Origin of the sequence: Sinorhizobium fredii NGR234 (assembly GCF_000018545.1) — a bacterium.
GTDB lineage: Bacteria > Pseudomonadota > Alphaproteobacteria > Rhizobiales > Rhizobiaceae > Sinorhizobium > Sinorhizobium fredii_A.
Genome location: NC_012587.1, coordinates 1,483,483 through 1,507,271, shown reverse-complemented (window position 1 = coordinate 1,507,271; position 23,789 = coordinate 1,483,483). Strand labels below are relative to the sequence as shown.

The 23,789-nt window shown below is 63.3% G+C and carries 21 protein-coding genes and 1 tRNA gene; 8 read left to right on the top strand and 14 right to left on the bottom strand.

All coding sequences use genetic code 11. The annotated features are described in order from the left end of the window. Positions 1-40: 40 nt before the first annotated feature. Both glmU and NGR_RS18560 read right to left on the bottom strand, forming a co-directional pair. Positions 41-1,411 (bottom strand): bifunctional UDP-N-acetylglucosamine diphosphorylase/glucosamine-1-phosphate N-acetyltransferase GlmU, encoded by a 1,371-nt coding sequence (gene glmU, locus NGR_RS18565; protein WP_012708010.1) that lies wholly within the window; start codon positions 1,409-1,411, stop codon positions 41-43. A gap of 193 nt (positions 1,412-1,604) precedes the next feature. Beyond that, positions 1,605-3,251 carry a Na/Pi cotransporter family protein gene (locus tag NGR_RS18560; RefSeq protein WP_012708009.1) on the bottom strand — a complete coding sequence of 549 codons (1,647 nt, stop codon included), beginning with the start codon at positions 3,249-3,251 and terminating at the stop codon, positions 1,605-1,607. Between the two features lie 368 nt (positions 3,252-3,619). Between NGR_RS18560 and NGR_RS18555 the strand changes: the two genes are divergently transcribed. From NGR_RS18555 to NGR_RS18535, 5 genes are read left to right on the top strand one after another with little or no spacing between them, the layout of a single operon-like run. Next, entirely contained in the window at positions 3,620-5,512 is a 1,893-nt protein-coding gene (locus NGR_RS18555) for a peptidylprolyl isomerase (protein ID WP_012708007.1), read from the top strand. Between the two features lie 18 nt (positions 5,513-5,530). Next, positions 5,531-6,544, top strand: coding sequence for an anthranilate phosphoribosyltransferase (gene trpD / locus NGR_RS18550; protein WP_012708006.1), 1,014 nt, complete (start codon positions 5,531-5,533; stop codon positions 6,542-6,544). Between the two features lie 9 nt (positions 6,545-6,553). Further along, positions 6,554-7,369, top strand: a complete 816-nt coding sequence (gene trpC / locus NGR_RS18545) for an indole-3-glycerol phosphate synthase TrpC (protein WP_012708005.1) — start codon at positions 6,554-6,556, stop codon at positions 7,367-7,369. Then, a complete protein-coding gene (gene moaC / locus NGR_RS18540; RefSeq protein WP_164924312.1) occupies positions 7,369-7,863 on the top strand; it encodes a cyclic pyranopterin monophosphate synthase MoaC in 495 nt (164 codons plus the stop codon). The genes trpC and moaC overlap by 1 nt, the downstream gene beginning before the upstream one ends. After that, the gene (locus NGR_RS18535; protein ID WP_164924311.1) at positions 7,863-9,083 is read left to right on the top strand and encodes a molybdopterin molybdotransferase MoeA; all 1,221 of its coding nucleotides are present in this window, start codon (positions 7,863-7,865) and stop codon (positions 9,081-9,083) included. The genes moaC and NGR_RS18535 overlap by 1 nt, the downstream gene beginning before the upstream one ends. A 91-nt stretch (positions 9,084-9,174) precedes the next feature. Here NGR_RS18535 and NGR_RS18530 read toward each other — a convergent pair whose 3' ends face one another. From NGR_RS18530 to pcsA, 8 genes are all read right to left on the bottom strand, one after another. Beyond that, positions 9,175-10,470: a hemolysin family protein gene (locus NGR_RS18530; RefSeq protein WP_012708002.1), complete on the bottom strand. Its 1,296-nt coding sequence runs from the start codon at positions 10,468-10,470 to the stop codon at positions 9,175-9,177. A 146-nt stretch (positions 10,471-10,616) separates the two neighbouring features. Then, entirely contained in the window at positions 10,617-11,372 is a 756-nt protein-coding gene (locus NGR_RS18525; RefSeq protein ID WP_012708001.1) for a FadR/GntR family transcriptional regulator, read from the bottom strand. A gap of 244 nt (positions 11,373-11,616) precedes the next feature. Beyond that, positions 11,617-12,687 carry a BMP family ABC transporter substrate-binding protein gene (locus NGR_RS18520; protein WP_012708000.1) on the bottom strand — a complete coding sequence of 357 codons (1,071 nt, stop codon included), beginning with the start codon at positions 12,685-12,687 and terminating at the stop codon, positions 11,617-11,619. Between the two features lie 44 nt (positions 12,688-12,731). Then, the gene (locus tag NGR_RS18515) at positions 12,732-13,652 is read right to left on the bottom strand and encodes an ABC transporter permease (RefSeq protein ID WP_012707999.1); all 921 of its coding nucleotides are present in this window, start codon (positions 13,650-13,652) and stop codon (positions 12,732-12,734) included. Then, entirely contained in the window at positions 13,652-14,746 is a 1,095-nt protein-coding gene (locus NGR_RS18510; protein ID WP_012707998.1) for an ABC transporter permease, read from the bottom strand. Before NGR_RS18510 ends, NGR_RS18515 begins: the two co-directional genes overlap by 1 nt. Next, the gene (locus tag NGR_RS18505) at positions 14,736-16,304 is read right to left on the bottom strand and encodes an ABC transporter ATP-binding protein (protein WP_012707997.1); all 1,569 of its coding nucleotides are present in this window, start codon (positions 16,302-16,304) and stop codon (positions 14,736-14,738) included. Before NGR_RS18505 ends, NGR_RS18510 begins: the two co-directional genes overlap by 11 nt. 48 nt (positions 16,305-16,352) lie before the next feature. Beyond that, positions 16,353-17,330 carry a quinone oxidoreductase family protein gene (locus tag NGR_RS18500; protein WP_012707996.1) on the bottom strand — a complete coding sequence of 326 codons (978 nt, stop codon included), beginning with the start codon at positions 17,328-17,330 and terminating at the stop codon, positions 16,353-16,355. Between the two features lie 10 nt (positions 17,331-17,340). Further along, on the bottom strand, positions 17,341-18,066 hold the full coding sequence (gene pcsA, locus NGR_RS18495; RefSeq protein WP_012707995.1) for a phosphatidylcholine synthase: 726 nt from the start codon (positions 18,064-18,066) through the stop codon (positions 17,341-17,343). Between the two features lie 277 nt (positions 18,067-18,343). Between pcsA and NGR_RS18490 the strand changes: the two genes are divergently transcribed. Beyond that, positions 18,344-19,555: a UbiH/UbiF family hydroxylase gene (locus NGR_RS18490; RefSeq protein WP_012707994.1), complete on the top strand. Its 1,212-nt coding sequence runs from the start codon at positions 18,344-18,346 to the stop codon at positions 19,553-19,555. On the opposite strand, the gene NGR_RS18485 is transcribed toward NGR_RS18490, so the two are convergent. Together NGR_RS18485 and NGR_RS18480 are read right to left on the bottom strand one after the other, a co-directional pair. Then, positions 19,523-20,485, bottom strand: coding sequence for an AEC family transporter (locus tag NGR_RS18485; RefSeq protein ID WP_012707993.1), 963 nt, complete (start codon positions 20,483-20,485; stop codon positions 19,523-19,525). The genes NGR_RS18490 and NGR_RS18485 overlap by 33 nt on opposite strands. 131 nt (positions 20,486-20,616) lie before the next feature. Beyond that, positions 20,617-21,363 carry a cytochrome c biogenesis CcdA family protein gene (locus tag NGR_RS18480; protein ID WP_012707992.1) on the bottom strand — a complete coding sequence of 249 codons (747 nt, stop codon included), beginning with the start codon at positions 21,361-21,363 and terminating at the stop codon, positions 20,617-20,619. Between NGR_RS18480 and NGR_RS18475 the strand changes: the two genes are divergently transcribed. Next, positions 21,341-21,583 carry a hypothetical protein gene (locus tag NGR_RS18475; protein WP_012707991.1) on the top strand — a complete coding sequence of 81 codons (243 nt, stop codon included), beginning with the start codon at positions 21,341-21,343 and terminating at the stop codon, positions 21,581-21,583. The genes NGR_RS18480 and NGR_RS18475 overlap by 23 nt on opposite strands. A gap of 62 nt (positions 21,584-21,645) precedes the next feature. Next, positions 21,646-21,721, top strand: a tRNA-Lys gene (locus tag NGR_RS18470). 155 nt (positions 21,722-21,876) lie between these two features. Here NGR_RS18470 and NGR_RS18465 read toward each other — a convergent pair. Both NGR_RS18465 and purU read right to left on the bottom strand, forming a co-directional pair. Beyond that, positions 21,877-22,611 (bottom strand): helix-turn-helix domain-containing protein, encoded by a 735-nt coding sequence (locus NGR_RS18465; RefSeq protein WP_012707990.1) that lies wholly within the window; start codon positions 22,609-22,611, stop codon positions 21,877-21,879. A 228-nt stretch (positions 22,612-22,839) separates the two neighbouring features. Further along, positions 22,840-23,724 carry a formyltetrahydrofolate deformylase gene (gene purU, locus NGR_RS18460; RefSeq protein WP_012707989.1) on the bottom strand — a complete coding sequence of 295 codons (885 nt, stop codon included), beginning with the start codon at positions 23,722-23,724 and terminating at the stop codon, positions 22,840-22,842. Positions 23,725-23,789 lie beyond the last annotated feature (65 nt).

Sequence of the window (23,789 nt, the reverse complement as noted above, 5' to 3'; positions counted from 1 at the left end):
TCCGCTTCGATTTCACTTTCAGTTTCAATGATTAACGAGACTACTCGGCCGCTTTGACCTTCTTCCTCGCTGCTTTTTCAGCCTCATAGCGCTGCCTTAAAATGGGAGCGCGGCCGGGCTTGATCTCCTGCCGCGCCCGGCCGAACGCAACGGCATCGGCCGGCACGTCCTCGGTGATCACGCTGCCAGAGGCGACGAGCGCCCCGCTGCCGATCGAAACGGGAGCGACGAGCGACGCGTTCGAGCCGATGAAGGTATTTTCGCCGATCCGCGTGACGTGCTTGTTCACGCCGTCATAGTTGCAGGTGATGGTGCCCGCACCGATGTTCGAGCCGGCGCCGACGAATGCATCGCCGATATAGGTAAGGTGGTTCACCTTGGCACCCGCGCCGATTTCCGCTTTCTTCACCTCGCAGAAGTTGCCGACCTTCGACTTGGGGCCGAGATCGGCGCCCGGACGAAGACGGGCGAAGGGGCCGACCGTCGCCCCTGCGCGGACATGGGCGCCCTCGACATGCGAGAACGCATGGATGACGGCGCCACTCTCGACGCGCACCCCGGGACCGAAGACGACGTTCGGCTCCACCAGGACATCCTCGGCAAGTTCGGTGTCCCAGGCGAGGAAGACCGTCTCCGGCGCGACCATGGAAACCCCGGCAAGCATCAGTTCCTGGCGGCGGCGTTGCTGCCAAAGACGTTCGATGTAGGCGAGTTCGGCCCGTGTATTGCAGCCGGTGAGTTCTTCCTCCGGCGCCTCGACGGCGATCGCCCGGCCGCCGAGCGAGCGGACGATCTCGACGAGGTCGGTCAGGTAGTATTCGCCCTTGACGTTGGCGTTGCCGATGCGGCCGAGGAGGTCGAGCGCCTTGCTGCCGCTGATCGCCATCAGGCCGCCGTTGCAATAGGTGATGCGGCGCTCCTCCTCGGACGCGTCCTTGTGTTCCCGGATGGCGAGCAGTTCCCCGTCCTTGACGATCAGGCGGCCGTAGCCGGTCGGATCCGCGGTTTCGAAGCCGATGACGACCACATCGTTGCCTTCCGCCAACCGTTCGCGCGCGGCCGTGAGCGGCGCGGCGGTGATCAGCGGCGTATCGCCGAAGACGACCAGGACGTCGTCATAGCCCTTCTCGATCGCCGCGCGCGCGGCAAGAACGGCATGCGCCGTACCAAGCCGTTCCTTTTGCAGGAAGGAGGAAACGGTAACAGAGCCTGTGCTGGCGGCAGTCGACACCGCTTCCGCGTCGCGGCCGACAACCAGGGCCACGTCGGTAATGGATGCGCTTGCCAGGGCGTCGACGACATGCGCAATCATCGGCCTGCCCGCCACCGGATGCAGCACCTTCGACATGGCCGATTTCATCCGCGTGCTTTCGCCCGCCGCCAGGATGATCGCCAGGCAAGTCCGTTCCATACTCTGATCTCCTTGGTATTCTTCGGGTATTCGTACGCATGCCCCGTCGCCCGATTCGACGTGTGCCGTCAGCAAGCTATTGCGAAAAGCATATATCGCACAATCACGTCCCGTTAACCCGGTTTAAGGGCGGTGGCAGCTTTTAAATCTCGGGACGCCCGCCCGCCCCACCCGGCGTTCGTGCCGCTCGACATCATGCCTGTGGCCGCAACCGGCTCTCCGTCAAAAGACCGCTCTCTTCGACGATCGGATAGGCGACAGAGGCAACGTGCGCGTTGATGCGCTTCAGATCCCGCAGCATGTCGAGATGCAGCGAACTCGTCTGCAGGCTTTCAAGCAGGCCGTCGCGGAGGCGCTCCAGATGTCGTTCGGCGGAGCGTTTTTCCATATGGCGCACATCGACCTTGACCTCGATGAGGTGCCGGGCGAGGTCCGCGTTGCGGGAGACGAAAATCGTCTGGGCGATCCGCAAGTTGTCGAGGGTGAGATCGAACAGGTTCTTCAGTTCGTGATAGCCTTCGTCGGAAAACTTCAGGCCGTTCGTCACTTTCTTGCGGATCTGCTCGCAAATACCCTTCTCGATGATATCGCCCATGTGCTCGAGATTGATCGCATAGTCGATGATGACGATCGAACGGCGTCCGTCCTCCTCGCTGAGCCCGTCTCGCCCCAACCGCGACAGGAAAATCTTCACCTCCTGCTGCAGCAGATCGACCTGCTTTTCCATCTTGCCGATGTCGTTGAGTTCACCGAGGTCATTCTTGTTGAAGGCGGCCGACGTGCGCAGCAGCATGGCCTCGATCAGGTCTCCGACCCGAAGCACCTCCCGCGTCGCGCCGGAAAGCGCCATGACGGGCGTATCGAGCGCCGCGTCGTCAAGATAGCGCGGCCCTGTCTCGCTCACCTCTTCATCCGGAACCAGGCGGTTCATCATCCGGGACAGCAGGCCCGAAAAGGGCCAGGCGATCAACGCGACGGCCAGGTTGAAAAGAAGATGGACATCGACAGGCAGCTTCTGTCGCGGCAGCGGCAGGCTCTGCAGCATGTCCGCGTAGAGACCGGCCAGTGGAAGTGCGATCAGACATCCGACGCCGCGCACGACCAGATTGCCGATCGTGACGCGGCGGGCACCGGGCGCCGCGGCCAGCGTCGCGATGACCGGTGGGATTGCGCCGCCCAGATTGGCGCCGAGCACCAGGGCAACGGTCAGCCCCGTGGAGAGAACGCCAGCGGATGACAACGACAGGACGAGCATGACGATGGCGAGGCTCGACGACGAGGCGAAAGCCAGGCCAGCCGCAATCAGCATGGCGACCGGCCAGGCGTTGTCGAGCATGCCCAGAAAGGCCGCCAGGGCCTCGGACTCGCGCATCGGCTCCGTCGCCGTGCCGAGCAGTTCGAGCGACAGAAGCATCAGGCCGATGCCGACCAGTGCAAAGCCGCCCCCCTGGCGCGCGCTCGACTGGCTCATTCGGTGCATCATGACGCCCGCCAGAATGAACAGGGGCGCCAGCCAGCCGATGCCGATTGCAACGATCCAGGCCGTGATGGCCGTGCCAATGTTGGCGCCCAGCAGCACGATCTGCGCCATGCGCGACCGCACCAGGCCCTTCTCGACGAAGGATGCGGTCATCAGGGCCGTGGCCGTGGAGCTTTGCAGGGCAAGCGTGGCGACGAGTCCTGTTGCGAAGGCGCGCAGCGAACCATTCGTTCCCCGTGCCAGACCGGCCCGCAACCGCGATCCGAAGGCGCGCGTCACCCCCTCCTTCACCAGTGAAAGACCGAACAGGAGCAGCGCGACGGCTCCGAAGAGATTGACCATTACGATGGTGGATTGCATGGCATGGATATTCCGCAGCAGCCGCCGGGCATCAAGTTTCTGTCACTATCGAAGACACGAATCTCTCTCCTTGGCCATAGAGAGACCAGCCTGAAACTGGCAATTTTGCAGATCAATTTCAATTGCCGGCTAAGGAATCCGACATCCGCTTTCCTGTTCGCGCCGATCCCCGACTTGTTGTTCGATGGACGCCTCCGAGAAACCGCCCGACAACTCCGCGAGTTCCGCCGGACCGCGCGTCTTCCGGTCCGGCTTTCCGCGGCATGGCGATTTCAGGCGGATCGGCCTTCAATTCCCATTTGGTTTGTTCTAAGGAACGAAATCATTCGGCGTAATGCCGTTATACTGCAACGAGGTTTCTGCCCCCCATGCTCGACTCCCTGAGAAACGCCGCCCAGACGCGGATCGTCAAAGGCCTCCTGGCCATTCTCATCCTCTCCTTCATGGTGTGGGGCGGTCAGACCTTGATGGTTACCGGCACGTCCGATGCGGTGGTGACGGTCGGCGACGTGAAGGTCTCCACCAGCGACTATCGGCTTGCCTATGAGCGCCAATTGAGCCTGCTTTCGCGGCAGCTCGGAACGCCGCTGACGCGGCAGCAGGCCCGCGCGTTCGGCGTGGAGGCGCAGGTGTATTCGCAGCTCGTCGCAGGCGCCGCTCTCGATCAGCTTGCCGAAGACATGAATCTCGGCCTCTCCGAAGACCGGCTCGCCAGGCTGATCGGCGAGGATCCCGCCTTTCACGGCGCCAACGGCCAATTCGATCGGATGACCTTCTCGAGCGTGCTGCGCAATGCCGGATTGACCGAGCAGGACTACATCAAGAACCGCAGCCAGGTGGCGGTTCGCTCGCAGATCGTCGACGCGCTCTCGGACGGGTTCGCGGCGCCGGCGATCCTGGTCGATGCCGTCGGCAAGTACCGTCATGAAACGCGTACCATCGACTACCTGCTGCTCTCGAATGCAAATATCGATGCGGTCAAGGCGCCGGGCGACGATGTCCTCGCTCCCTGGTTCGAAAGCCACAAGGCGAATTATCGCGCGCCGGAATATCGGAAGTTCAGCTATATCAAGCTCGAACCCGAGGATCTGGTTGTGAACGACGCGGTCACCGACGAAGAGTTGCGCGCCGACTACGAAAAGCGCAAAGAGAGCTTCCGCACCGCGGCAACGAGAACAATCGAGCAGCTCGCCTTCCCGTCTCGCGAAGCGGCCGACGCGGGCGCCGCCAAGCTTTCTGCCGGCACCTCTTTCGACGATCTCGTCAAGGCCGAGGGCAAGAGCGCGGCGGATGTTCTCCTCGGCGATTTCACCAAGGAGCGGATGCCGGATCAGAAAGCCGCCGAAGCCGCCTTCGCTGTCGCGTCGGATGGCGGCGTTACGCCCGTCGTCGAAGGCGCCTTCGGCCCCGTCATCCTGCGCGTGACGAATATTCGCCAGGAAACTGTTCGCAGCTTCGATGAAGTCAAGGAGGAGTTGCGCAAGGACATCGCGCTTTCCGTGGCACGCGATCAGCTCGTCGGGCTGCATGACAAGATCGAGGACGAAAGAGCTGCCGGCGCGACCGTCAAGGAGGTCGCCGACCAGCTGAAGCTCAAGCTCGCAACGGTCGACGCGATCGATGCCACCGGCAAGGACCAGAATGGCGACGATGTGACCGGCCTTCCGGAGCAGCGCGCCCTTCTCCAGGACGTGTTCAAGGCCGAGGTCGGCCTCGAGACGCTGGCCGTCCATATCGGCCGCGACGGCTATGCCTGGTTCGACCTCGAAGAGGTGATCCCTGCCCGCGACCGAACGCTCGACGAGGTTCGCGACGAGGTGGCTGCCGACTGGACGGCCGAGCAGCAGCGGGTGGCGCTTGCAGCCAAGGCGGCCGAATTGAAGGATCGGGTCAAGAAGGGCGCGAAGCTCGCCGACATCGCGGGCGAACTCGGCCTTGTCGTCGAAACGAAGACCGGATTGAGCCGGTCCACGCAGGACGCCGCCTTGAGTGAGGCCGCCATCGCGGCTGCCTTCGGCGGACCGAACGGGCATGTCGCCAATGCCGCCGGCATGGGCAGCGAAGGCCAGATCCTCATGCAGGTGACGGCCGTCGACGACAGTGCGCCCGCCAACGCCCTCGACAACGACAGCCGCCAGATCGAAGCGATCGCCCGCGCCAGCGGCGACGACATTCTCGATCAGATGGTCGCAACGCTGCAATCGGTCTATGGCGTATCCATCAACCAGACGCTTGCCGAGCAGGCATTGGCGCAACGCTGACGGACGAGGAAACAACGCATGAATGATTTGAAGCCGTTCGTCGCCAAAGTCGCAGCGCGCGAGGCACTCAGCCGCGAAGACGCCCGGGCCGCCTTCGAGATCATCATGTCGGGCGCCGCCACTCCGTCGCAGATCGGCGGCTTCCTCATGGCGCTCCGCGTGCGCGGCGAAACCGTCGACGAGATCGTCGGCGCGGTCGGGGCGATGCGGGCACGGATGTTGCCGGTCGAGGCGCCGGAGGACGCGATCGACATCGTCGGAACCGGCGGCGATGGTGCCGGCACCTACAACATCTCGACGCTGGCATCGCTGATCGTCGCCGGCGCGGGCGTGCCGGTTGCCAAGCACGGCAATCGGGCGCTCAGCTCGAAATCCGGGACGGCCGATGCGCTCTCCTGCCTCGGCGTCAAACTCGATATCGGCCCGGAGGCGATTGCCCGTTGCATCCGCGAGGCGGGCGTCGGCTTCATGTTCGCCCAGCAGCACCATTCGGCGATGCGCCATGTGGGACCGACCCGGGTCGAGCTCGGCACGAGGACGATCTTCAATCTCTTGGGTCCTCTCTCCAATCCGGCCGGCGTCAAAAGGCAGCTCGTCGGCGTCTTCGCGCCGCAATGGGTCGATCCGCTGGCGGAGGTCCTGCGCGATCTCGGCTCCGAGAGCATCTGGGTCGTCCACGGTGAAGGCCTGGACGAAATCACCACGACGGGGGTCACGAAGGTTGCCGAGCTGAAGGATGGCAAGATCCGCAGCTTCGAGTTGACGCCTGAATCCTTCGGCCTCGCGCGCACGACTCTCGACGCCTTGAAGGGCGGCGACGGTGCGCACAACGCCGCCGCCTTGCAGGCGGTCCTCGACGGAGAGGAAAATGCCTACCGGGACATTTCCCTTGCGAACGCCGCCGCATCGTTGATGATAGCCGGACGCGCCACGGATCTCGCCGAAGGCATGGCGATCGGCCGCGAGGCCCTTTCGAGCGGCGCGGCCAAGGCCGCGCTGCAGCGGCTCATCACCGTCTCCAACGCCGCCTGAGGAGAGGACATGACGGACATTCTGCGCAAGATCGAGGCCTACAAGCGTGAAGAGATCGCCGCTGCGAAATCGCGCGTTTCGCTCGACGAGCTGCGGGCGCGAATCGCCGATCAATCGTCGCCGCGCGGCTTTCACGCCGCGCTTGCGGCGCGCCGCCAGAAAAGCGAGTTCGGGCTGATCGCCGAAATCAAGAAGGCCAGCCCCTCGAAAGGATTGATTCGCCCGGACTTCGACCCGCCGGCGCTGGCGAAGGCCTATGCGGCGGGCGGGGCCGCTTGCCTCTCGGTGCTGACGGATACGCCGAGCTTTCAAGGCGCGCCCGAATTTCTGACCGCGGCGCGGGCCGCCTGTTCGTTGCCGGCGCTGCGCAAGGACTTCATGTTCGACACCTACCAGGTCTTCGAAGCGCGCGCCTGGGGGGCAGACTGCATCCTGCTGATCATGGCATCGCTGACTGACGACGACGCGCACCGGCTGGAAGATGCCGCAGGGGCGCTCGGCATGGACGTGCTCGTCGAAGTGCATGACGCCGAGGAAATGGAGCGGGCGCTGCGGCTGTCGTCTCCCCTCATCGGCATCAACAACCGCAACTTGAGGACGTTCGAGGTCGACCTGGCCGTTTCCGAACGGCTCGCCCCGATGGTGCCGGCGGATCGCCTGCTGGTCGGCGAAAGCGGTATCTTCACACACGCGGACTGCCGGCGGCTCGAAAAGACCGGAATAACGACTTTCCTCGTCGGCGAAAGCCTGATGCGGAAAGACGACGTGGAGGCGGCTACCCGCGCGCTGCTGACCGGATCGGCAAGCGCCGTGGCCGCAGAGTGATGAGCGGCCCGCGCCTCACCCACATCGACAGCGCCGGCGAAGCCCATATGGTCGATGTCGGCGACAAGGCGGAGACGGAGCGCGTCGCCGCCGCAGAAGGCTTCGTGCGGATGCGGCCGGAGACGTTGGCCCTGATCCTCGAAGGCAACGCCAAGAAGGGCGACGTGATCGGCACGGCCCGGCTCGCGGGCATCATGGCCGCCAAGCAGACGTCCAACCTCATTCCGCTCTGCCACCCGCTGATGCTGACCAAGGTCTCCGTCGACATCGTACCCGACGACGCCCTGCCCGGCTTGCGTATAGAGGCTATGGCGAAGCTCAAGGGGCGGACAGGCGTCGAGATGGAGGCGCTGACGGCAGTCAGCATTGCCTGCCTGACGATATATGACATGGCAAAGGCTGCGGACCGCGAGATGGAGATCGGCGGCATTCGCCTCGTCAGCAAGTCGGGCGGAAAATCCGGCGACTACCGCCGCGGCGGAGACCAGGATTGATGTCGCTGCTCTCGGTCGAAGAGGCACTCACACGGGTTCTTGCCCAGGGTCGGCCAAGGCAGCAGACGGAGCGGCTTGCGCTCCACGATTGCCTCGGCCGTGTGCTTGCCGAGGACACAGGCGCGCGGCTCACCCATCCTCCCTTCGACAATTCCGCCATGGACGGCTACGCCGTTCGTCACGACGATATCTCCAATGTCGGCGCCGAACTGACCGTGATAGGGCAATCGGCGGCGGGACGCCGGTTTGGCGGCCAGGTAGGACCGGGCGAGGCAGTGCGCATCTTCACCGGCGCGCCGCTGGCGGCCGGCGCCGACACGGTCATCCTGCAGGAAGACACCGAGCGCCTCGAGGGTGGTCGTATCCGCACCCTGTTCGCACCGGCGAAGGGACGCCATATCCGCCTGGCGGGCCAGGACTTCGAGCAGGGTGAAGTCACGCTCTCTGCCGGAAACGTGCTCGATGCCGGCCGGTTGACGCTTGCGGCCAGCATGAATCACCCGACCCTGCCGGTCTTCCTGCGTCCGAAGATCGCAATTCTTGCAACGGGTGACGAGTTGCTGCCGCCCGGCAGTTCGCCCGGGGCCGACCAGATCATTGCCTCGAACAGCTTCGGTGTCGCGGCGATCGCTCGCGAAAACGGCGCGGACATACTGGATCTCGGCATCGTCCGCGACGACCGGACGGCGATTGCCTCTGCAGTCAATCGAGCCCAGGCGGAGCAAGCCGACGTGCTCGTCACGCTCGGCGGAGCCTCGGTCGGCGACCATGATCTCGTCCAATCGACGCTCGTCGCCTGCGGCATGACGCTCGACTTCTGGCGCATCGCGATGCGGCCGGGAAAGCCGCTGATGGTCGGCGACCTCGCCGGCATGCCGGTGCTCGGCCTGCCCGGCAATCCGGTCTCGAGCCTCGTCTGCGCCCTGCTCTTCCTGGAGCCCCTGACGCGCAAGCTCGCACATCTTCCCGACCGCTCACGGCTGGTAGCGGCAAGCCTCGCTGCACCCCTGCCCGCCAACGACCGCCGCCAGGACTACGTTCGGGCGCGCCTCTCCCGCGAACCGGATGGCTCGCTCATCGCGCACCCCTTCGCACGCCAGGACTCGTCGATGACCAAGGTCTTCGCACAGTCGGACGGTCTGATCGTTCGCCCGCCGCAAACACCCGCCGCGGCGCCCGGAGACTCTTGCATCGTTCTCAAGCTTCGGGATCCGACCTGACATCGCTGCGTCCAGCAGATTGCTATCCGACTTTCGGCATCTCGATTAATTGAGGCGGAAAGGCCGGCTGTCGCCCAATCTTTTGCTCCGATCAGGCCGAATGTTCTTCGGCGCGGCGGCTGACAAGGATCTTGTCGATGCGGCGACCGTCCATGTCGAGTACCTCGAAGCGATATCCGTGCGCCTCGGCGCAGTCGCCTTCCTCCGGCGTCTTGCGCAACTGCTGCACCAGGAAACCGGCTATCGTCTCGAAGTCTCCGTCGTTATCGATGCCTTCGATGCCGATCTGCAGGTGGATCTCGTCGATCGGCGTGCGCCCGTCGACGAGATAGCTGCCGTCCTCGCGTGCCCGGATATGGGCGTGTTCGATATCGTCGTAATTGGACGGGATGACGCCGACGATCGCCTCGAGGATGTCCGCCGTCGTGATGATGCCTTCCGTGCTGCCATACTCGTCGACGATCATCGCCATGTTGACGCTGGAGGCCTTGAAGGCTTCGAGAGCCTTGAGGCAGGTCGCCGTTTCCGGAAGCGTCAGGATCTCGCGGACATATTTGCGGATATCGAACGGCGCGGCGATCGGAGCGTTGAGGATTTCCTTTGCCAGCACCGCTCCAACCACATCGCCCGCCGGGCCGTCGATGACCGGATAGCGCGAATGGCCGAACTGCCTGATCTTGCGGCCGATCGTCTCCAAGCTGTCGTTTACGTCGATGAAGCTGACCTCGGTGCGATGCGTCATGATCGATTTGACGTTTCTGTCGTCGAGCCGGATGATGCGCCGCAGCATCTCGTGCTCGCTCTTCTCGATCGCGCCGCTCTCCACACCTGAAGCCATGATCGCATGCACCTCCTCTTCGGTGACATGATCGGCGTCCTCGGCCTTCATGCCCATCAGGCGCATCGCCAGGCGAGCGGCGGTCTCGAAGAGATAAACGACCGGCGCGGCTATTCGCGAAAGCAAGGTCATCGGCCGCGCCACGAAAATCGCCAGGCCTTCCGAATTCCTGAGCGCCAGTTGCTTAGGGATGAGTTCGCCAATCACAACCGACAGGAAGGTGATGAACGTGACGACGAGGGCGACGGCAACGGTGTTGCCATAGGGGTTGATCCAGGCCACCTCGTCCAAGGTTGGTGCGAGCTTCGCGGCGATCGTCGCGCCGCCATAGGCGCCGGCCAGGATGCCGACAAGGGTAATGCCGACCTGAACCGTGGACAGGAACTTTCCAGGCTCCTCGGCAAGCCGCAGGGCGACTTCGGCGCGATGGTTTCCCTGCTTTACCATCTGACGCAGCAAGGGCTTGCTTGCCGAAACGATTGCCATTTCCGAGAGCGCAAAGAAGGCATTGATCAAAAGCAGAAGAAAAATGACAAAAAGCTCGGACATAGGCTCCGTTCACCGCTCAAGGAAGGTCGTCAGATGAGGAACGACTGCTGTCTCAGATAGGCCAGCACGACGGTGCGGGCAAGGTCAGATTGACGGTCCGTGACGTAGGAGGGCGTAGCGGCGGTTGCACCGCGCCGCGGGCGATCTCAGATCTTGACGCCCTCGTCGGGATTGAAGGCTTTGTGGATTCGGTCCCGCCCGTATCTGATCACATGCTCCATCGCCTGCCGGGCGCCAACCTCGTCCCTCCTGCCGATCTCCTCGACGATGCGGATGTGATTGCGAGCCACCTCGTCTATGCCGCCCTTGTCATCCGTCGGCGAACTCAATTTGAACACGCCGACCAAGGCCGCCTCGATCAGTCCGCCGACAGTTCTGAGGAATGGATTGCCGGAGGCTTCGAGAACGGAGAGATGGAATTTCAGGTCGGCCACCGCGAGCGTTTCAGCCGTGTGGCTGGCGTCACCCATGGCGACCGCGAGCCGCATCATCGTGGCAATTTCGGCGTCGGTCGCGTTTCGCGCCGCCAAGGCGGCGGCGTGCGTCTCGAATGCGAGCCGCACTTCGCTCAAGTGGTGGAGAAAGTCCTCATCCACCCCGCAGGCGAAATGCCAGGTGAGGATATCGGCGTCGAAGAGGTTCCACTCTTTCCTGGGCGTCACGCGTGTTCCGATGCGAGCCCGGGGAACAACCATGCCCTTTGCCGCAAGCGTCTTCATCGCCTCGCGCAAGACAGTGCGCGACACCCGGAAGCGAAGAGCCAGTTCGGGATCTCCAGGCAGGATGCTGCCGACCGGAAATTCGCCCGAAACGATCGCCTTGCCGAGTTGATCCACGACCTGCGCATGGCTCGTCCGTTTCGGCGTCCTCGATATCACCGTATCAAGCAGGCTCTTGTTCAACCCGTCCACCTCCAAGAGTGCCTCCTTGCTGCGGGCAGGCGCTGTTTTATGTGCCGGCGCTGCTTCTCGTTACGAGAGCAGACGCTTGTATTTACAGTAGATCGAATATGCGATTCCCGAAAGTCCGGCGACGGACCACGGACGCCCATTGGCACGATCCGATACGAGATTCGAGGACCCCAATAACAAACCCCACGCCGTGGCGTGGGGTTTGCAGGAATTCGAAGGCGAATGCCCTTCCCGCTTATTTCGGCAACTTGTCGTCGACACCTTCGACGTAGAAGTTCATGCCGAGGAGCGTGGCATCATCGGAGGCTTCGCCTTCTTTCAGCCATGCCGTGCCGTCCTGCTTGTTGAGCGGACCGGTGAACGGCTTCAGCTCGCCGGATTTGATCTTGGCTTCCGTCGCTTCGGCCATCGCCTTCACGTCGTCGGGCATGTTGGTGTAGGGCGCCATCGTCAGGATGCCGTCCTTCAGGCCGTCCCAGCTCGAGGTCGTTTCCCACTTCCCATCGAGGAAGGCCTGGACGCGCTTGACGTAATAGGCGCCCCAGGTATCGACGATGGCCGTCAGCTGCGTCTGCGGGCCGGCGGCGATCATGTCGGATGCCTGGCCAAAGGCCTTGATGCCGCGTTCGGCCGCGACCTGCATCGGAGCGGTGGTGTCGGTGTGCTGGGTCAGGATGTCGACGCCCTGGTCGATGAGCGCCTTGGCAGCATCCGCTTCCTTGCCCGGGTCGAACCAGGTGTTGGCCCACACGACCTTGATCTTGAAGTCCGGGTTGACCGAGCGGGCGCCGATGACGAATGAGTTGATGCCCATCACCACTTCCGGGATCGGGAAGGAGGCGATGTAGCCGGCAACGCCCTTCTGAGACATCTTGGCGGCGATCTGCCCCTGAATGTAGCGGCCCTCATAGAAACGGCTGTTGTAGGTCGCAACGTTCGCCGCCGTCTTGTAGCCGGTCGCGTGCTCGAACTTCACGTCCGGGAATTTCTGGGCGATCTTGACCGTCGCATCCATGAAGCCGAAGGACGTGGTGAAGATCAGGCCGCAGCCGGACCGCGCCAGACGCTCGATGGCGCGTTCCGCATCCGGGCCTTCGGGAACGTTCTCGAGGAACTGCGTCTCGACCTTTTCCCCCAGTTCCTTTTCGACCTGCTGGCGGCCGATGTCGTGCGCCTGCGTCCAGCCGCCATCGGTCTTCGAGCCCACGTAGACGAAGCAGATCTTGGCCTTTTCCTGGGCGCCTGCGGCTGCGGCAAAGCCGATCACCGCAGTCGTGGTTGCGAGGGCGAGGAGTAGTTTTTTCATTTTTGACCTCTGTCGGTTTGAGAATTCCGTCTGGTTGTTGTTGTTCACCGGTCCGGCACAAACGGTTTGCCGAGCGATGCCGGCGTATTGATCAGGGTCATGCGCCGGTTGTGCGATATGAGAATGAGTACGACAATTGTCGCCACATAGGGAAGCGACGAAAGAAACTGCGAGGGAATGCCGATGCCGAAGGCCTGGGCGTGAAGCTGGCTGATCGACACGGCGCCGAACAGATAGCCGCCGGCAACCACCCGCCAGGGACGCCAGGAGGCGAACACCACGAGGGCGAGCGCGATCCAGCCGCGACCCGCCGACATGTTCTCGACCCATTGCGGCGTGTAGACCAGTGACAGTTGCGCGCCGGCAAGCCCGGCGCAGGCGCCTCCGAAAAGCACCGCCAGGTAGCGGGTCCGGATGACGTCGACGCCCAGGGCATGCGCGGAACCGTGGCTGTCGCCGACGGCGCGGAGCTTCAACCCCGACCGCGTCCTGAAGAGAAACCAGTGGATCCCCGCGACCACCGCGATCGACAGATAGAAGATCGCGTCCTGCCGGAAGATGAGCGGCCCGACAAACGGCACCTGTGACAAGAGCGGGATCGCGATCGGCTGCAGCTTGATGCCCTGCATGCCCAAAAAGCTCTCGCCCAGCATGCCGGAGACGCCAAGACCGAGCAGCGTCAGCGCCAGGCCGGTCGCCACCTGGTTGGCGACGAGCGTCAGCGTCAGGAAACCGAACAGCAGCGAGAACGACGCGCCGGCGGCGATCCCGGCGAGCACGCCGATATAGGGCGACCCGCTGAGCTGCGTGGCGGCGAAGGCGCAGACCGCGCCCATGATCATCATGCCTTCGACGCCGAGATTGAGTACGCCCGACCGCTCGGCAACGAGCTCGCCGGCTGCGGCAAGGACGAGCGGCGTCGCCGCCGTGATGACACTTAGCAGGATTGCTTCGACGATACCCATCAGTGCGCCTCGTCCGTCTTGAGCGCCGCGAATCTCTCTCTCACAAGCCGGATGCGGTAATGAATGAGCGTGTCGCAGGACAGCACGAAGAACAACAGCAGCCCCTGGAAGACGCGCGTCACCTTGTCGGAGACGCCGATCGAAAGCTGCGCCGCCTCGCCGCCGAGATAGGTGAGCGCCAGGACGAGGCCGGCGGCGATGATCCCGAGCGGATTGAGGCGGCCGAGGAATGCAACAATGATAGCCGTGAATCCGTAGCCGGGCGAAATCACCGGCCGCAACTGCTGGATCGCGCCGCTGACCTCCGAAATGCCGGCAAGCCCGGCAAGAGCTCCGGAAAACAGCATCGAGAACCAGATCATCTTGCGCGACGAGAAACCGGCGAAGCGCCCTGCCCGCTCGGACTGGCCGAGGACGGTGATCTCGAAGCCCCGCAGCGTGTAGCGCATCATGAACCAGACCGCGAGCGCCGCAATGATCGCGAAGGCAAATCCCCAGTGGGTGCGCCCCGAGGCGATCAATTCGGGAAGGATCGCCTCTGCACCGAACGTCCGGGTTTCCGGAAAGTTCATGCCCTCAGGGTTGCGCCAGGGGCCGCGCACGAGCCAGTCGAGAAAAAGCTGGGCGACATAGACCAGCATCAGGCTCGTCAGGATCTCGTTGGTGTTCATATGGGCCTTCAGGAAGGCCGGGATCGCCGCGAAGAGCGCACCACCGATCATGCCGAGCACCAGCATCAGCGGCAGTACGAGCGGTGACTGCCAGTCGTAGAAGACGACCGGCAGGATCGAGCCGGCGATCGCCCCCATGATGAACTGGCCTTCCGCACCGATGTTCCAGTTGTTGGAGCGGAAGCAGACGGAAAGCCCGACGCCGATCAGGATCAGCGGCGCGGCCTTGATCGCCAGCTCATGCAGCGACCAGACCTCGCTCAGCGGCTCCACGAAGAAGCTGTAGAGCGCCGCCACCGGGTTCTTGCCGAGCAGCGCGAACATGATGCCGCCGAAGACGATTGTCAGCGCAAAGGCGATGAACGGCGACAGGATGGAAAACAGCGCGGAGACCTTGGGCCGCCTTTCGAGCTCAATGCGCATGTGCAGCGCCTTCCGTCTTGCCGTACATGCCGCCCATCAGCAGGCCGATCTTCTCGCGCGAGAGTTCCCGGGCCGGATAGGGGTCGGAAAGCCGCCCCTCGCTGATCACGGCGATTTCGGTCGCCACCTCGAATATCTCGTCGAGGTCCTGGCTGATCACCAGCACGGCGGAGCCCGCCTTGGCGAGATCGACGAGCGCCTGGCGGATCCGGCTCGCCGCTCCGGCGTCAACGCCCCAGGTGGGCTGGTTGACGACAAGCACGGCCGGCTGCCGGTCGAGTTCGCGGCCGACGATGAACTTCTGCAGGTTGCCGCCCGAAAGCGAACCGGCCGGCGGGTCCTCGCCGCTCTTGCGGACGTCCATCGCCTCGGAAATGCGTTTGGTTGCAGCTTTGACCGCCCCCTGGCGGATGATCTTCAGGAAACCACCGCCAAGAAAAGCGCGCTTGTCGGACTGGTTGCGCGCCAGGACCAGATTGTCGGAGAGGGAGAGCGCGGAAACCGCCGCATGCCCATGTCGCTCCTCCGGGACGAAACCGGCGCCCATCAGGCGTCGTGCGTTGATGTTTTTGGTTCCGACCGGCTTCTGGCGGATCTGCACGGCATTGTCGTCGGCCACCGGGTACTCGCCGGAGAGAGCATCGAAAAGCTCGCCCTGGCCATTGCCGGCAACGCCGGCGATCGCCAGCACCTCTCCGGCCTTGACCTTGAGGCAGATATTCTTGAGGGAAACCGCGAAAGGCGTGCGCGCCGCAACGGAAAGATGGCGTGCCTCGAGTTGCACGTCGCCTTTGGTGTTCGTGCCCTCGGGCGTCACCACGGCCACGTCGTTGCCGACCATCATGCGGGCCAGCGAGGCCGGCGTCTCGGCGCGCGGATCGCAGGCGCCGGTGACCTTGCCGTGCCGCAACACCGTGGCGCGGTCGCAAATGCGCTGCACCTCTTCGAGGCGGTGGCTGATATAGAGGACGGAGCGCCCCTCCGCCTTCAGCTTCAACAGCGTCTCGAACAGCCGGTCGGCTTCCTGCGGGGTCAGCACCGAGGTCGGCTCGTCGAGAATGATCAACTGCGGATTCTGAAGCAGAGCGCGGACGATCTCGATGCGCTGCCGTTCACCGACGGAAAGATCGGCGACATGCGCATTGGGATCGAGCGGCAGGCCGTAGACATGCGACAGGCGCGAAGCCTCTTCGGCAACACGGGCAAGCGAAATGCTGCGATCCATCGAAAGCGCGATGTTCTCGGCGACCGTCAGCGCCTCGAAAAGCGAGAAGTGCTGGAAGACCATGCCGATGCCGAGCTTGCGCGCGTCACCGGGGCTCCCGATGCGGACATTGTCGCCCATCCAGGAGATCTCACCGGCGGTCGGCGAAAGCACGCCGAACAGCATCTTGACCAGGGTCGATTTCCCCGCCCCGTTCTCGCCGAGGAGCGCGTGAATTTCTCCGGGTTCTATGTGCAGATTGATCGCATTGCAGGCCGCGAACGAGCCGAACAATTTCGTCAGGTTGCTCACAGCCAGCAATGGGCCGCTCGCAATTGGTCCCTTAACAGGCACGCTGCCCTCTTTTCCCCTCTTTCGAATCCCTGATGCCTTCGGATTAGGTCAGGGAATCAACAGTGTCGTTCCGCTTGTTTTTCTTGTTTCGAGATCCGTGTGCGCTCGGCCGGCCTCGGCGAGCGGATAGGTCTGATTGATATTGATACGCACTTTGTTGCTTTGCACAACATCAAACAGGGAATTTGCACATGCCTCCAGCGCCGGCCGGGTGGCCACATAGGTGAAAAGCGTCGGGCGGGTTGCGTAGAGCGCCCCCTTCTGCGCCAGGATGCCGATATTGAAGGCATCCACCGGCCCGGAAGAATTGCCGAAACTGACCCACAGGCCGCGCGGCTTCAGGCAGTCGAGCGAGGCCGGGTAGGTATCACGGCCGACCGAGTCGTAGACGACGTCGACGCCCCGTCCGCCGGTCAGCTCCCTGACGCGCGAGACGAAATTCTCGGTCCGGTAGTTGATCACATGGTCGTAGCCGTGGGCGAGCGCCAGATCGATCTTCTCCTGCGATCCGGCCGTGCCGATCACCGTCGCGCCCAGCGCCTTCGCCCACTGCCCGGCAATCAGCCCGACGCCGCCGGCGGCCGCGTGGAAGAGCAAGGTGGTCTCGGGCCCGACCTGGAAGGTCTGATTGAGCAGATATTGCGCCGTCATCCCCTTCAGCATCATCGCCGCCGCCGTCTCGAGGCTGATCCCGTCCGGAACCTTGACCAGTTGCGAGGCGTCGACATTGCGTTCACTCGCATAGGCGCCGTCGGCCGAAGCATAGGCAACGCGATCGCCGACAGAAAACATGCTCACCCCATCCCCGACCGCGGTGACGATGCCGGCACCCTCCTTGCCCGGGATGAAGGGCAGACCGGTCGCCGATTTGTAGAGGCCGGTCCGGAAATAGACGTCGATGAAATTGAGGCCGATGGCGACCTGCCGGATCTGCACTTCGCCGGGTCCGGGCGCCGCGAGCGTGACGCCCTCCAACTTCAGAACTTCAGGTCCGCCGAGTTCGCGAACGACAATCGCCTGTGGCATGAGCAAACTCCTATGCGCGCCCGAGATTGGGGAACAGCTGCAGAACAAAACCGACGACATAGAGATAGATTCCCGTCGCCACCACGCCGAGCACCACCCAGGGCGGCGTCTCGAAATGCAGGAGCAAGGCATACATGCCGAGCGCCGACCAGACCAGGAAGACGCCGAGATTGAGGGACCTCAGCCTTTTGACGCGCACCGGATGCAGGAAGTTGATGGGCAGGAAGGTCAGCACGACGGACAAGAAAACCACAATGGATGCAGTCACTTCGCTCGCCTGTATGACAAATAGCGTGAAGACGACCATGTTCCAGACGACCGGGAAACCCGAGAAGAAATACTCGTCCGTCTTCATGCCCATGTCGGCATAATAGATGGCGCTCGACACGACGATGGCGCCGGCCGCCACGAAGGACCAGGGTTCACCGATCATGCCGCTCTGGTAGAGCGCGAAGGCGGGAAGCAGCACATAGGTCACGTAGTCGATGACATTGTCGAGCGTATCGCCCGACCAGTTCGGCAGCACTTCCTTGACCTGCACCTTGCGCGCGATCGGGCCATCGATACCGTCGACCAGCAGCGCCAGCCCGAGCCACCAGAACATGTCGACGAAGCGATGCTCGGCCGCCGCCACCACGCCGAGGAAGGCCAGGAACGAGCCGGAGGCCGTGAGAATATGCACGGAGAAAGCGCGGATTTCGGCGTAGGGAACGCGTCTGTAGTTGAAGAATTTCATCTGCGAATGCCGCCTGTTCCCTTCGTTTCGTCTTTTCGCGCCATCGCCAGACCGCCGCTGACCCGCGATCGACGGCACTCCGGCGGGTTAATATGCACCCTTTGCGAGGCATCGCCAGCAAAATTCACCTTCGTCAACCCACAAGCGGAATTGTTCTGTGGACATGCGGCGACCACGCCTGCGCTGATTCAACCCATTTATTTCAATAGGCTAAGCGGCTAGAACAAAACCAAGACATTGACTTGGAGGCGGACAACCCGCCCGGAAGGCGCCGGCCATGCAACACTACGACATTGCCATCATCGGCGCAGGACTTGCCGGCTCGCTGGCGGCGATGGCGCTCGCCCGCGACGGCCATCGGGTCGCGCTGGTCGGGCCGAAGCCCGTCATCGCCGACGGGCGTACCACCGCCCTCATGGACCAATCGATCGACTATCTTAAGGGACTTGGCCTCTGGGACGACGTCGAGCCGCTGACGGCGCCGCTCGTCGCCATTCGCATCATCGATGGAACAACGAGGCTCTTGCGGGCGCCGCCCGTCAATTTCCGTGCCGCCGAGGTCGGGCTCGAGGCCTTCGGTTACAATATACCGAATGCTCCGTTCCTTGAAATCCTGGAAAAGCACGAAGCGAGCTTGACGACGCTCGAGCGGATCACCGCCCCGGCGATGACCTTCGACTTCGGCGACGGCGAGGTACGGATCGGGCTTGAGGACGGGCGGACGATCTCCGCCGATCTCGTCGTCGGCGCCGACGGTCGACGCTCTGCGGTTCGCGAGGCGGCGGGGATCGAGACGTTCAGCTGGTCCTATCCACAAACGGCGGTCGTGCTGAACTTCGGCCACGAGCTTTCGCATCAGGAGGTCTCGACGGAGTTTCACACGGAGAGCGGTCCGTTTACGCAGGTTCCCCTGCCAGGCAACCGCTCCAGCCTCGTTTGGGTGCAAAGGCCGCGCGACGCGGAGGAGACGCTGAAACTACCGACGGACGTCCTGTCACGCAGGATAGAGGACCGGATGCAATCGATTCTCGGCAAGGTGACGGCGGAAGGAACGCCGCAGTCCTTTCCCCTCTCCGGCATGATCGCACGGCGCTTCGGCAAGGGACGTGCCGCGCTTGTCGGCGAAGCGGCGCATGCATTCCCGCCGATCGGCGCGCAGGGTCTCAATCTCAGCCTTCGTGACGTGATGACGCTCGTCGAACTCGTCGGCCGACCGACCGGCGAACGCCTGGCGGCGGATGTAGGAGACCGGTTCGACGGCCGCCGCCGCGTGGACATCGTCAGCCGGACTGCAAGCGTCGACCTGCTCAACCGCTCGCTGCTTTCGGATTTCCTGCCGATCCAGGCGCTCAGGGCCGTGGGTCTGCAATTCCTCTCCTCCGCCGGCCCGCTGCGTGGCCTGCTGATGCGCGAAGGCATCCACCCCGGCAGCGCGATGCGGTCTCTCAAGGAAAGCTTACGGGAAAAGATCGGCCGGCAGCGCGCCTGATCGCATCAGATAAAGCAAGCCGGTCACCGTCGCGACCGAGAACAGTGTGGTGATCAGGATCGTCGCGGAGGCGCGCTCCTGCCAGATGCCATATTGATGTCCGATGACGAAGACGTTCGTCGCCGTCGGCAGGGCGCCGAGCAGCACCGCCGTCTGCATCCAGACGGGGTCGTAGGCGCCGACCGAGCTCAGCGCCAGATACCTGAGCACCGGATGCAGCACGAGCTTCGCCGGAACGATGTAGCCGATCTCCACGGGAATGCGCTTCAGCGGCCGTAGTGCCAGGGTCACGCCCATGGCGAACAGCGCGCAGGGAGCGGCGGCCTGTGCGAGGTAATCGATCAATCGCTGCAGCGGCGCCGGCGGCTCGAGCGCCAGGAAGGCGGCCGCCACGCCGGCGAAGGTCGACAGGATGAACGGATGAAGCGCGATCCGGCGGGCAATACCGAGGACGAGGAATAGCGGCTTCTGCTTGCGTCCGCCGGCAAGCGCCATCATCGCCGGAGCAACGGTGAAATGCGCCGCATTCTCGAAGCAGAAGATCAGCGCCACCGGCACAGCCGCGGCTTCGCCGAAGGCAAGCAGAGCCAGACCTGGCCCCATATAGCCGATATTGCCATAGGCGCCGGCAAACCCCTGGATGGTCGCCTCGGCGATCGTGCTGCGGCGCAGAAACAGGCCGATGACAAAGATCAGCGCGAAGACGACATAGGTCGTCCCGACGCTGGTGAGGATGAAGTCGGCGCGCGTCAGCTCTTCGACCGGCGTGCGCGACACCAGTTTGAAGAAGAGGGCCGGAAGCGCCAGATAGACGATGAAGGTGTTCAGCCAACCCATCGCCTCGCCGGGATGCTCGACGAAACGGGCCGTCAGGTAGCCGAGAAAGATGAGCCCGAAGAACGGCAGCACCAGGCCTGCAATGTCCGCCATCCTTCTCCTCCGGTCCGGCTGCTGGCCTTGCTTAGAGCGGAATGCGCTCACGCGCTCGCGCCACCGCCCTAACCCTTTGTTTGTGCCGCATTTGTGCGACGTCAGGTGATTCCACCTGACTGCAAAATGCTCTAGCCGATTTGCGACAGGATCGGGAAGGTCTGCTGGAACCAGATCGCCACCGAGCTGATGAACCCGAAGAGGAAGGCAAGGCCTGCGAGAACGAGAAGCGCGCCCATCAGCTTCTCGACGAGACCGAGATGCCGGCGGAAACGCATCAGGAAGCGCATGAAGGCGCCGGAAAAGCCGGCGGCGATCCAGAACGGCACGGCAAGGCCGAGCGAATAGATGGCAAGCAGCATCGCCCCGTCGCTAACGGTCTCACGCGCCGCGGCGACGCCGAGGATGGTGCCGAGCACCGGGCCGATGCAGGGCGTCCAGCCGAAGGCGAAGGCAAGCCCCATGATATAGGCGCCCGACAGCGTCGCCGGCTTGCCGCCGCCATGAAAACGCGCCTCGCGGGCCAGCAGCCCGATTCTGAAGACACCGAGGAAATGCAGCCCCATGACGATGATGATGATGCCGCCGATTCGCGACAGCAGATCGATATACTGCCGGAGCAGAAGCCCGATCGACGACGCCCCTGCCCCGAGCGCCACGAAGACCGTCGCAAAGCCGAGCGTGAAAAGCAATGCCGCCGGCAGAACGGCGCGTCGCGTGCTGCCGGCCGCCGCTGCATCCCCGCTGCGGAACTGATCGACCGAAACGCCGGCCATGTAGCAGAGATAGGGCGGCACCAGCGGCAGGACGCAGGGCGAAAGAAACGACAGAGCGCCGGCAAGAACGGCGGTCCAGATGGAGACATCGGCAATCGACAATTTCAGAACTCCGGCACTCGGCTGGTGGCTTTCTTATCGCCATGTATACAGCGACACCAATCACCTTTCGGCGATCATTTTGCCGCACCGGTATGACGCCGCGGTGGGCGGCGATGCTGGCGACGGGCCTTGCCTGCCTGCAAACACCGGCACAAGCGGCCTCCTTCCCCTTGGCCCGGAACCGGCTTGGAATCCCGATCTCGCGCAATTTTTCGGTTGACCGGCACAAAGCGCGCGTGCATATGTCCGCCCACTCCGCCAGGCTTCACGAGCCGGGCATGGGAGCGCGTAGCTCAGCCGGTAGAGCAACTGACTTTTAATCAGTAGGTCCAGGGTTCGAATCCCTGCGCGCTCACCAAAAAATTCAACGGAATCAGCGCTTTGAAGGCGAAGCCTCACATTCCGCCTTTGCGGTGAGCGGCGAAGGCAAGCCCCGTCGCCGACATTCTCCGAATATATTGTCGAGTGCGCCGAGAACCAGACAGGCATGAGCCATACTCCGCCTCGTTGTCTTCACTCCTCGCCGCGGCCGCTCGGGTAGGAGATGATCGAGAGGTACCGGATCGGCAAGCGCGTCAATTCTTCCGGGCCATGCGGGGCGTCTGCATCGAAGAAAAGGCTGTCGCCAGGGGTCATGCGGTAAAGGTTGTTCCCATGCCGATAGACCACCTCGCCTTCCAGCATGTAGAGGAACTCCAAGCCCCCATGCTGAAACGTCGGAAACACATCGGAGTCTTCGGTGAGGGTGATGAGATAAGGCTCGACGACAACTCCAGCGGTGTTCGATCCGATGTGGCCGAGGAGGTTGTACTGGTGGCCGGCGCGGGTGCCGCGTCGCTCGACGTCAACCCCCTCGCCCGCCTTGACGAACACGGCGCTGTGCTCTTCCTCAAAGCCGCGGAAGAAGGAGGTTATTGGTACTCCGAGCGCACGAGCCAAGGTCTGCAGGGTTGTCAGCGACGGCGATGTGTTGCCGTTTTCGATCTTCGACAGCATGCCGACCGAAATATCGGTCGCGGCGGCAACGTCGGACACGGTGATGCCGAGTTTCTTGCGAAAGGCACGCACCTCGTGGCCAATCGCTACCTCCAGCACTTTCTCCCGGGTGTCGCGGATGGCATGCGGATCCTGGGTCAGCGGCGCAACGCGCGCCAACCCTGCCGCCGTCTTGGGAGCGCCCGCCACGGCCGCCATCGCCTTGCCGGTCTTCCTCGAGTTGCCGCGCTTTTTCGTCTCTTCCTTGGCCATGCCGAGTCACCACCATTGTTTTACCGATGGTAAATTTCTTTGCATCCTTCCACAATCGTTCCGACCCCTTCCATGGCCGGCTCGTTCGGCGCATCTCTTGTGGTGCCTGCAGCATCGGAACAGCGAGATTGCTGGGCGTACGGAAAACATGTCCTATTGCAACAACAGGACATATCCCGGCGGCCGGTGCCACCGTTCAGGAAAGCCCAAAGGCGCCGGCTTCGACCATCAGCCCATTCTTTCCGAGGCATAGGAGCCGGGACTTGGTGGAAACACGATCGTGCGCGCTCCGTTGAGGAAGACCCGGCGGTGGATATGGGCGTGAATGGCCCGCGCAAGCACCTGCGCTTCGACATCCCGGCCAAGCGAGACATAGTCTTCCGGGCTCTGGGCATGGGTGATCCGAACCGTATCCTGCTCGATGATCGGACCTTCGTCGAGATCGGCCGTCACGTAATGCGCCGTGGCACCGATCAGCTTCACGCCGCGCTGATAGGCCTGCTTGTACGGATTGGCGCCCTTGAAGCTCGGCAGGAAGGAGTGGTGAATATTGATGATCTTGCCGGACATCGTCTCGCACATCCGGTCCGATAGAACCTGCATGTAGCGTGCGAGCACGATCAGTTCCGTGCCGGTGCTTTCCGCCAGCTCCATGATCCTGGCTTCGGCCTGCGGTTTGTTTTCCTTCGTCACCGGAATGTGGTGGAACGGTATGTCATGGTTGACGACGACCTTCTGGTACTCGAAGTGGTTCGAAACGACCCCGATGATGTCGATGGGCAGCGCGCCGATGCGCCAGCGGTAGAGGAGGTCGTTCAGGCAGTGGCCGAAGCGGGAGACCATCAGCAGCACCTTCATGCGTTCCGCCTGGTCGTGAAGGGTCGTCTCCATCTCGAACTTTTCGGCAATCGGCTTCAATCCCGAAGCAAGGTCCTGGCGCGTCGCTCCCTTTTCCGAGATGAAGCCGACGCGCATGAAAAACCTGCCGGTGCCGAGGTCGTCGAACTGCGAGCTGTCGGTGATGTTGCAGCCCATTTCCGCCAGAAATCCCGAAATCGCGGCGACGATGCCGCGGGTGGACTTGCAGGCAACGGTCAGGACGTAGGTCGTCATGCGGTGATCTCTCTATCGACCTGAGGAATCGCCGTGCCGAGACACGACGTAAGGCGGCAGCACGG

Excerpts from the sequence above, each read along its gene's own strand:
- NGR_RS18485 (WP_012707993.1), bottom strand. The coding sequence starts at position 20,485 with ATGGCGGACATTGCAGGCCTGGTGCTGCCGTTCTTCGGGCTCATCTTT.
- NGR_RS18490 (WP_012707994.1), top strand. The coding sequence starts at position 18,344 with ATGCAACACTACGACATTGCCATCATCGGCGCAGGACTTGCCGGCTCG.
- NGR_RS18555 (WP_012708007.1), top strand. The coding sequence starts at position 3,620 with ATGCTCGACTCCCTGAGAAACGCCGCCCAGACGCGGATCGTCAAAGGC.
- NGR_RS18465 (WP_012707990.1), bottom strand. The coding sequence starts at position 22,611 with ATGGCCAAGGAAGAGACGAAAAAGCGCGGCAACTCGAGGAAGACCGGC.
- NGR_RS18560 (WP_012708009.1), bottom strand. The coding sequence starts at position 3,251 with ATGCAATCCACCATCGTAATGGTCAATCTCTTCGGAGCCGTCGCGCTG.
- NGR_RS18500 (WP_012707996.1), bottom strand. The coding sequence starts at position 17,330 with ATGCCACAGGCGATTGTCGTTCGCGAACTCGGCGGACCTGAAGTTCTG.
- NGR_RS18475 (WP_012707991.1), top strand. The coding sequence starts at position 21,341 with ATGGAGACATCGGCAATCGACAATTTCAGAACTCCGGCACTCGGCTGG.
- NGR_RS18530 (WP_012708002.1), bottom strand. The coding sequence starts at position 10,470 with ATGTCCGAGCTTTTTGTCATTTTTCTTCTGCTTTTGATCAATGCCTTC.
- purU (WP_012707989.1), bottom strand. The coding sequence starts at position 23,724 with ATGACGACCTACGTCCTGACCGTTGCCTGCAAGTCCACCCGCGGCATC.
- glmU (WP_012708010.1), bottom strand. The coding sequence starts at position 1,411 with ATGGAACGGACTTGCCTGGCGATCATCCTGGCGGCGGGCGAAAGCACG.
- NGR_RS18510 (WP_012707998.1), bottom strand. The coding sequence starts at position 14,746 with ATGCGCATTGAGCTCGAAAGGCGGCCCAAGGTCTCCGCGCTGTTTTCC.
- trpD (WP_012708006.1), top strand. The coding sequence starts at position 5,531 with ATGAATGATTTGAAGCCGTTCGTCGCCAAAGTCGCAGCGCGCGAGGCA.
- NGR_RS18515 (WP_012707999.1), bottom strand. The coding sequence starts at position 13,652 with ATGGGTATCGTCGAAGCAATCCTGCTAAGTGTCATCACGGCGGCGACG.
- NGR_RS18535 (WP_164924311.1), top strand. The coding sequence starts at position 7,863 with ATGTCGCTGCTCTCGGTCGAAGAGGCACTCACACGGGTTCTTGCCCAG.
- NGR_RS18520 (WP_012708000.1), bottom strand. The coding sequence starts at position 12,687 with ATGAAAAAACTACTCCTCGCCCTCGCAACCACGACTGCGGTGATCGGC.
- moaC (WP_164924312.1), top strand. The coding sequence starts at position 7,369 with ATGAGCGGCCCGCGCCTCACCCACATCGACAGCGCCGGCGAAGCCCAT.
- pcsA (WP_012707995.1), bottom strand. The coding sequence starts at position 18,066 with ATGAAATTCTTCAACTACAGACGCGTTCCCTACGCCGAAATCCGCGCT.
- trpC (WP_012708005.1), top strand. The coding sequence starts at position 6,554 with ATGACGGACATTCTGCGCAAGATCGAGGCCTACAAGCGTGAAGAGATC.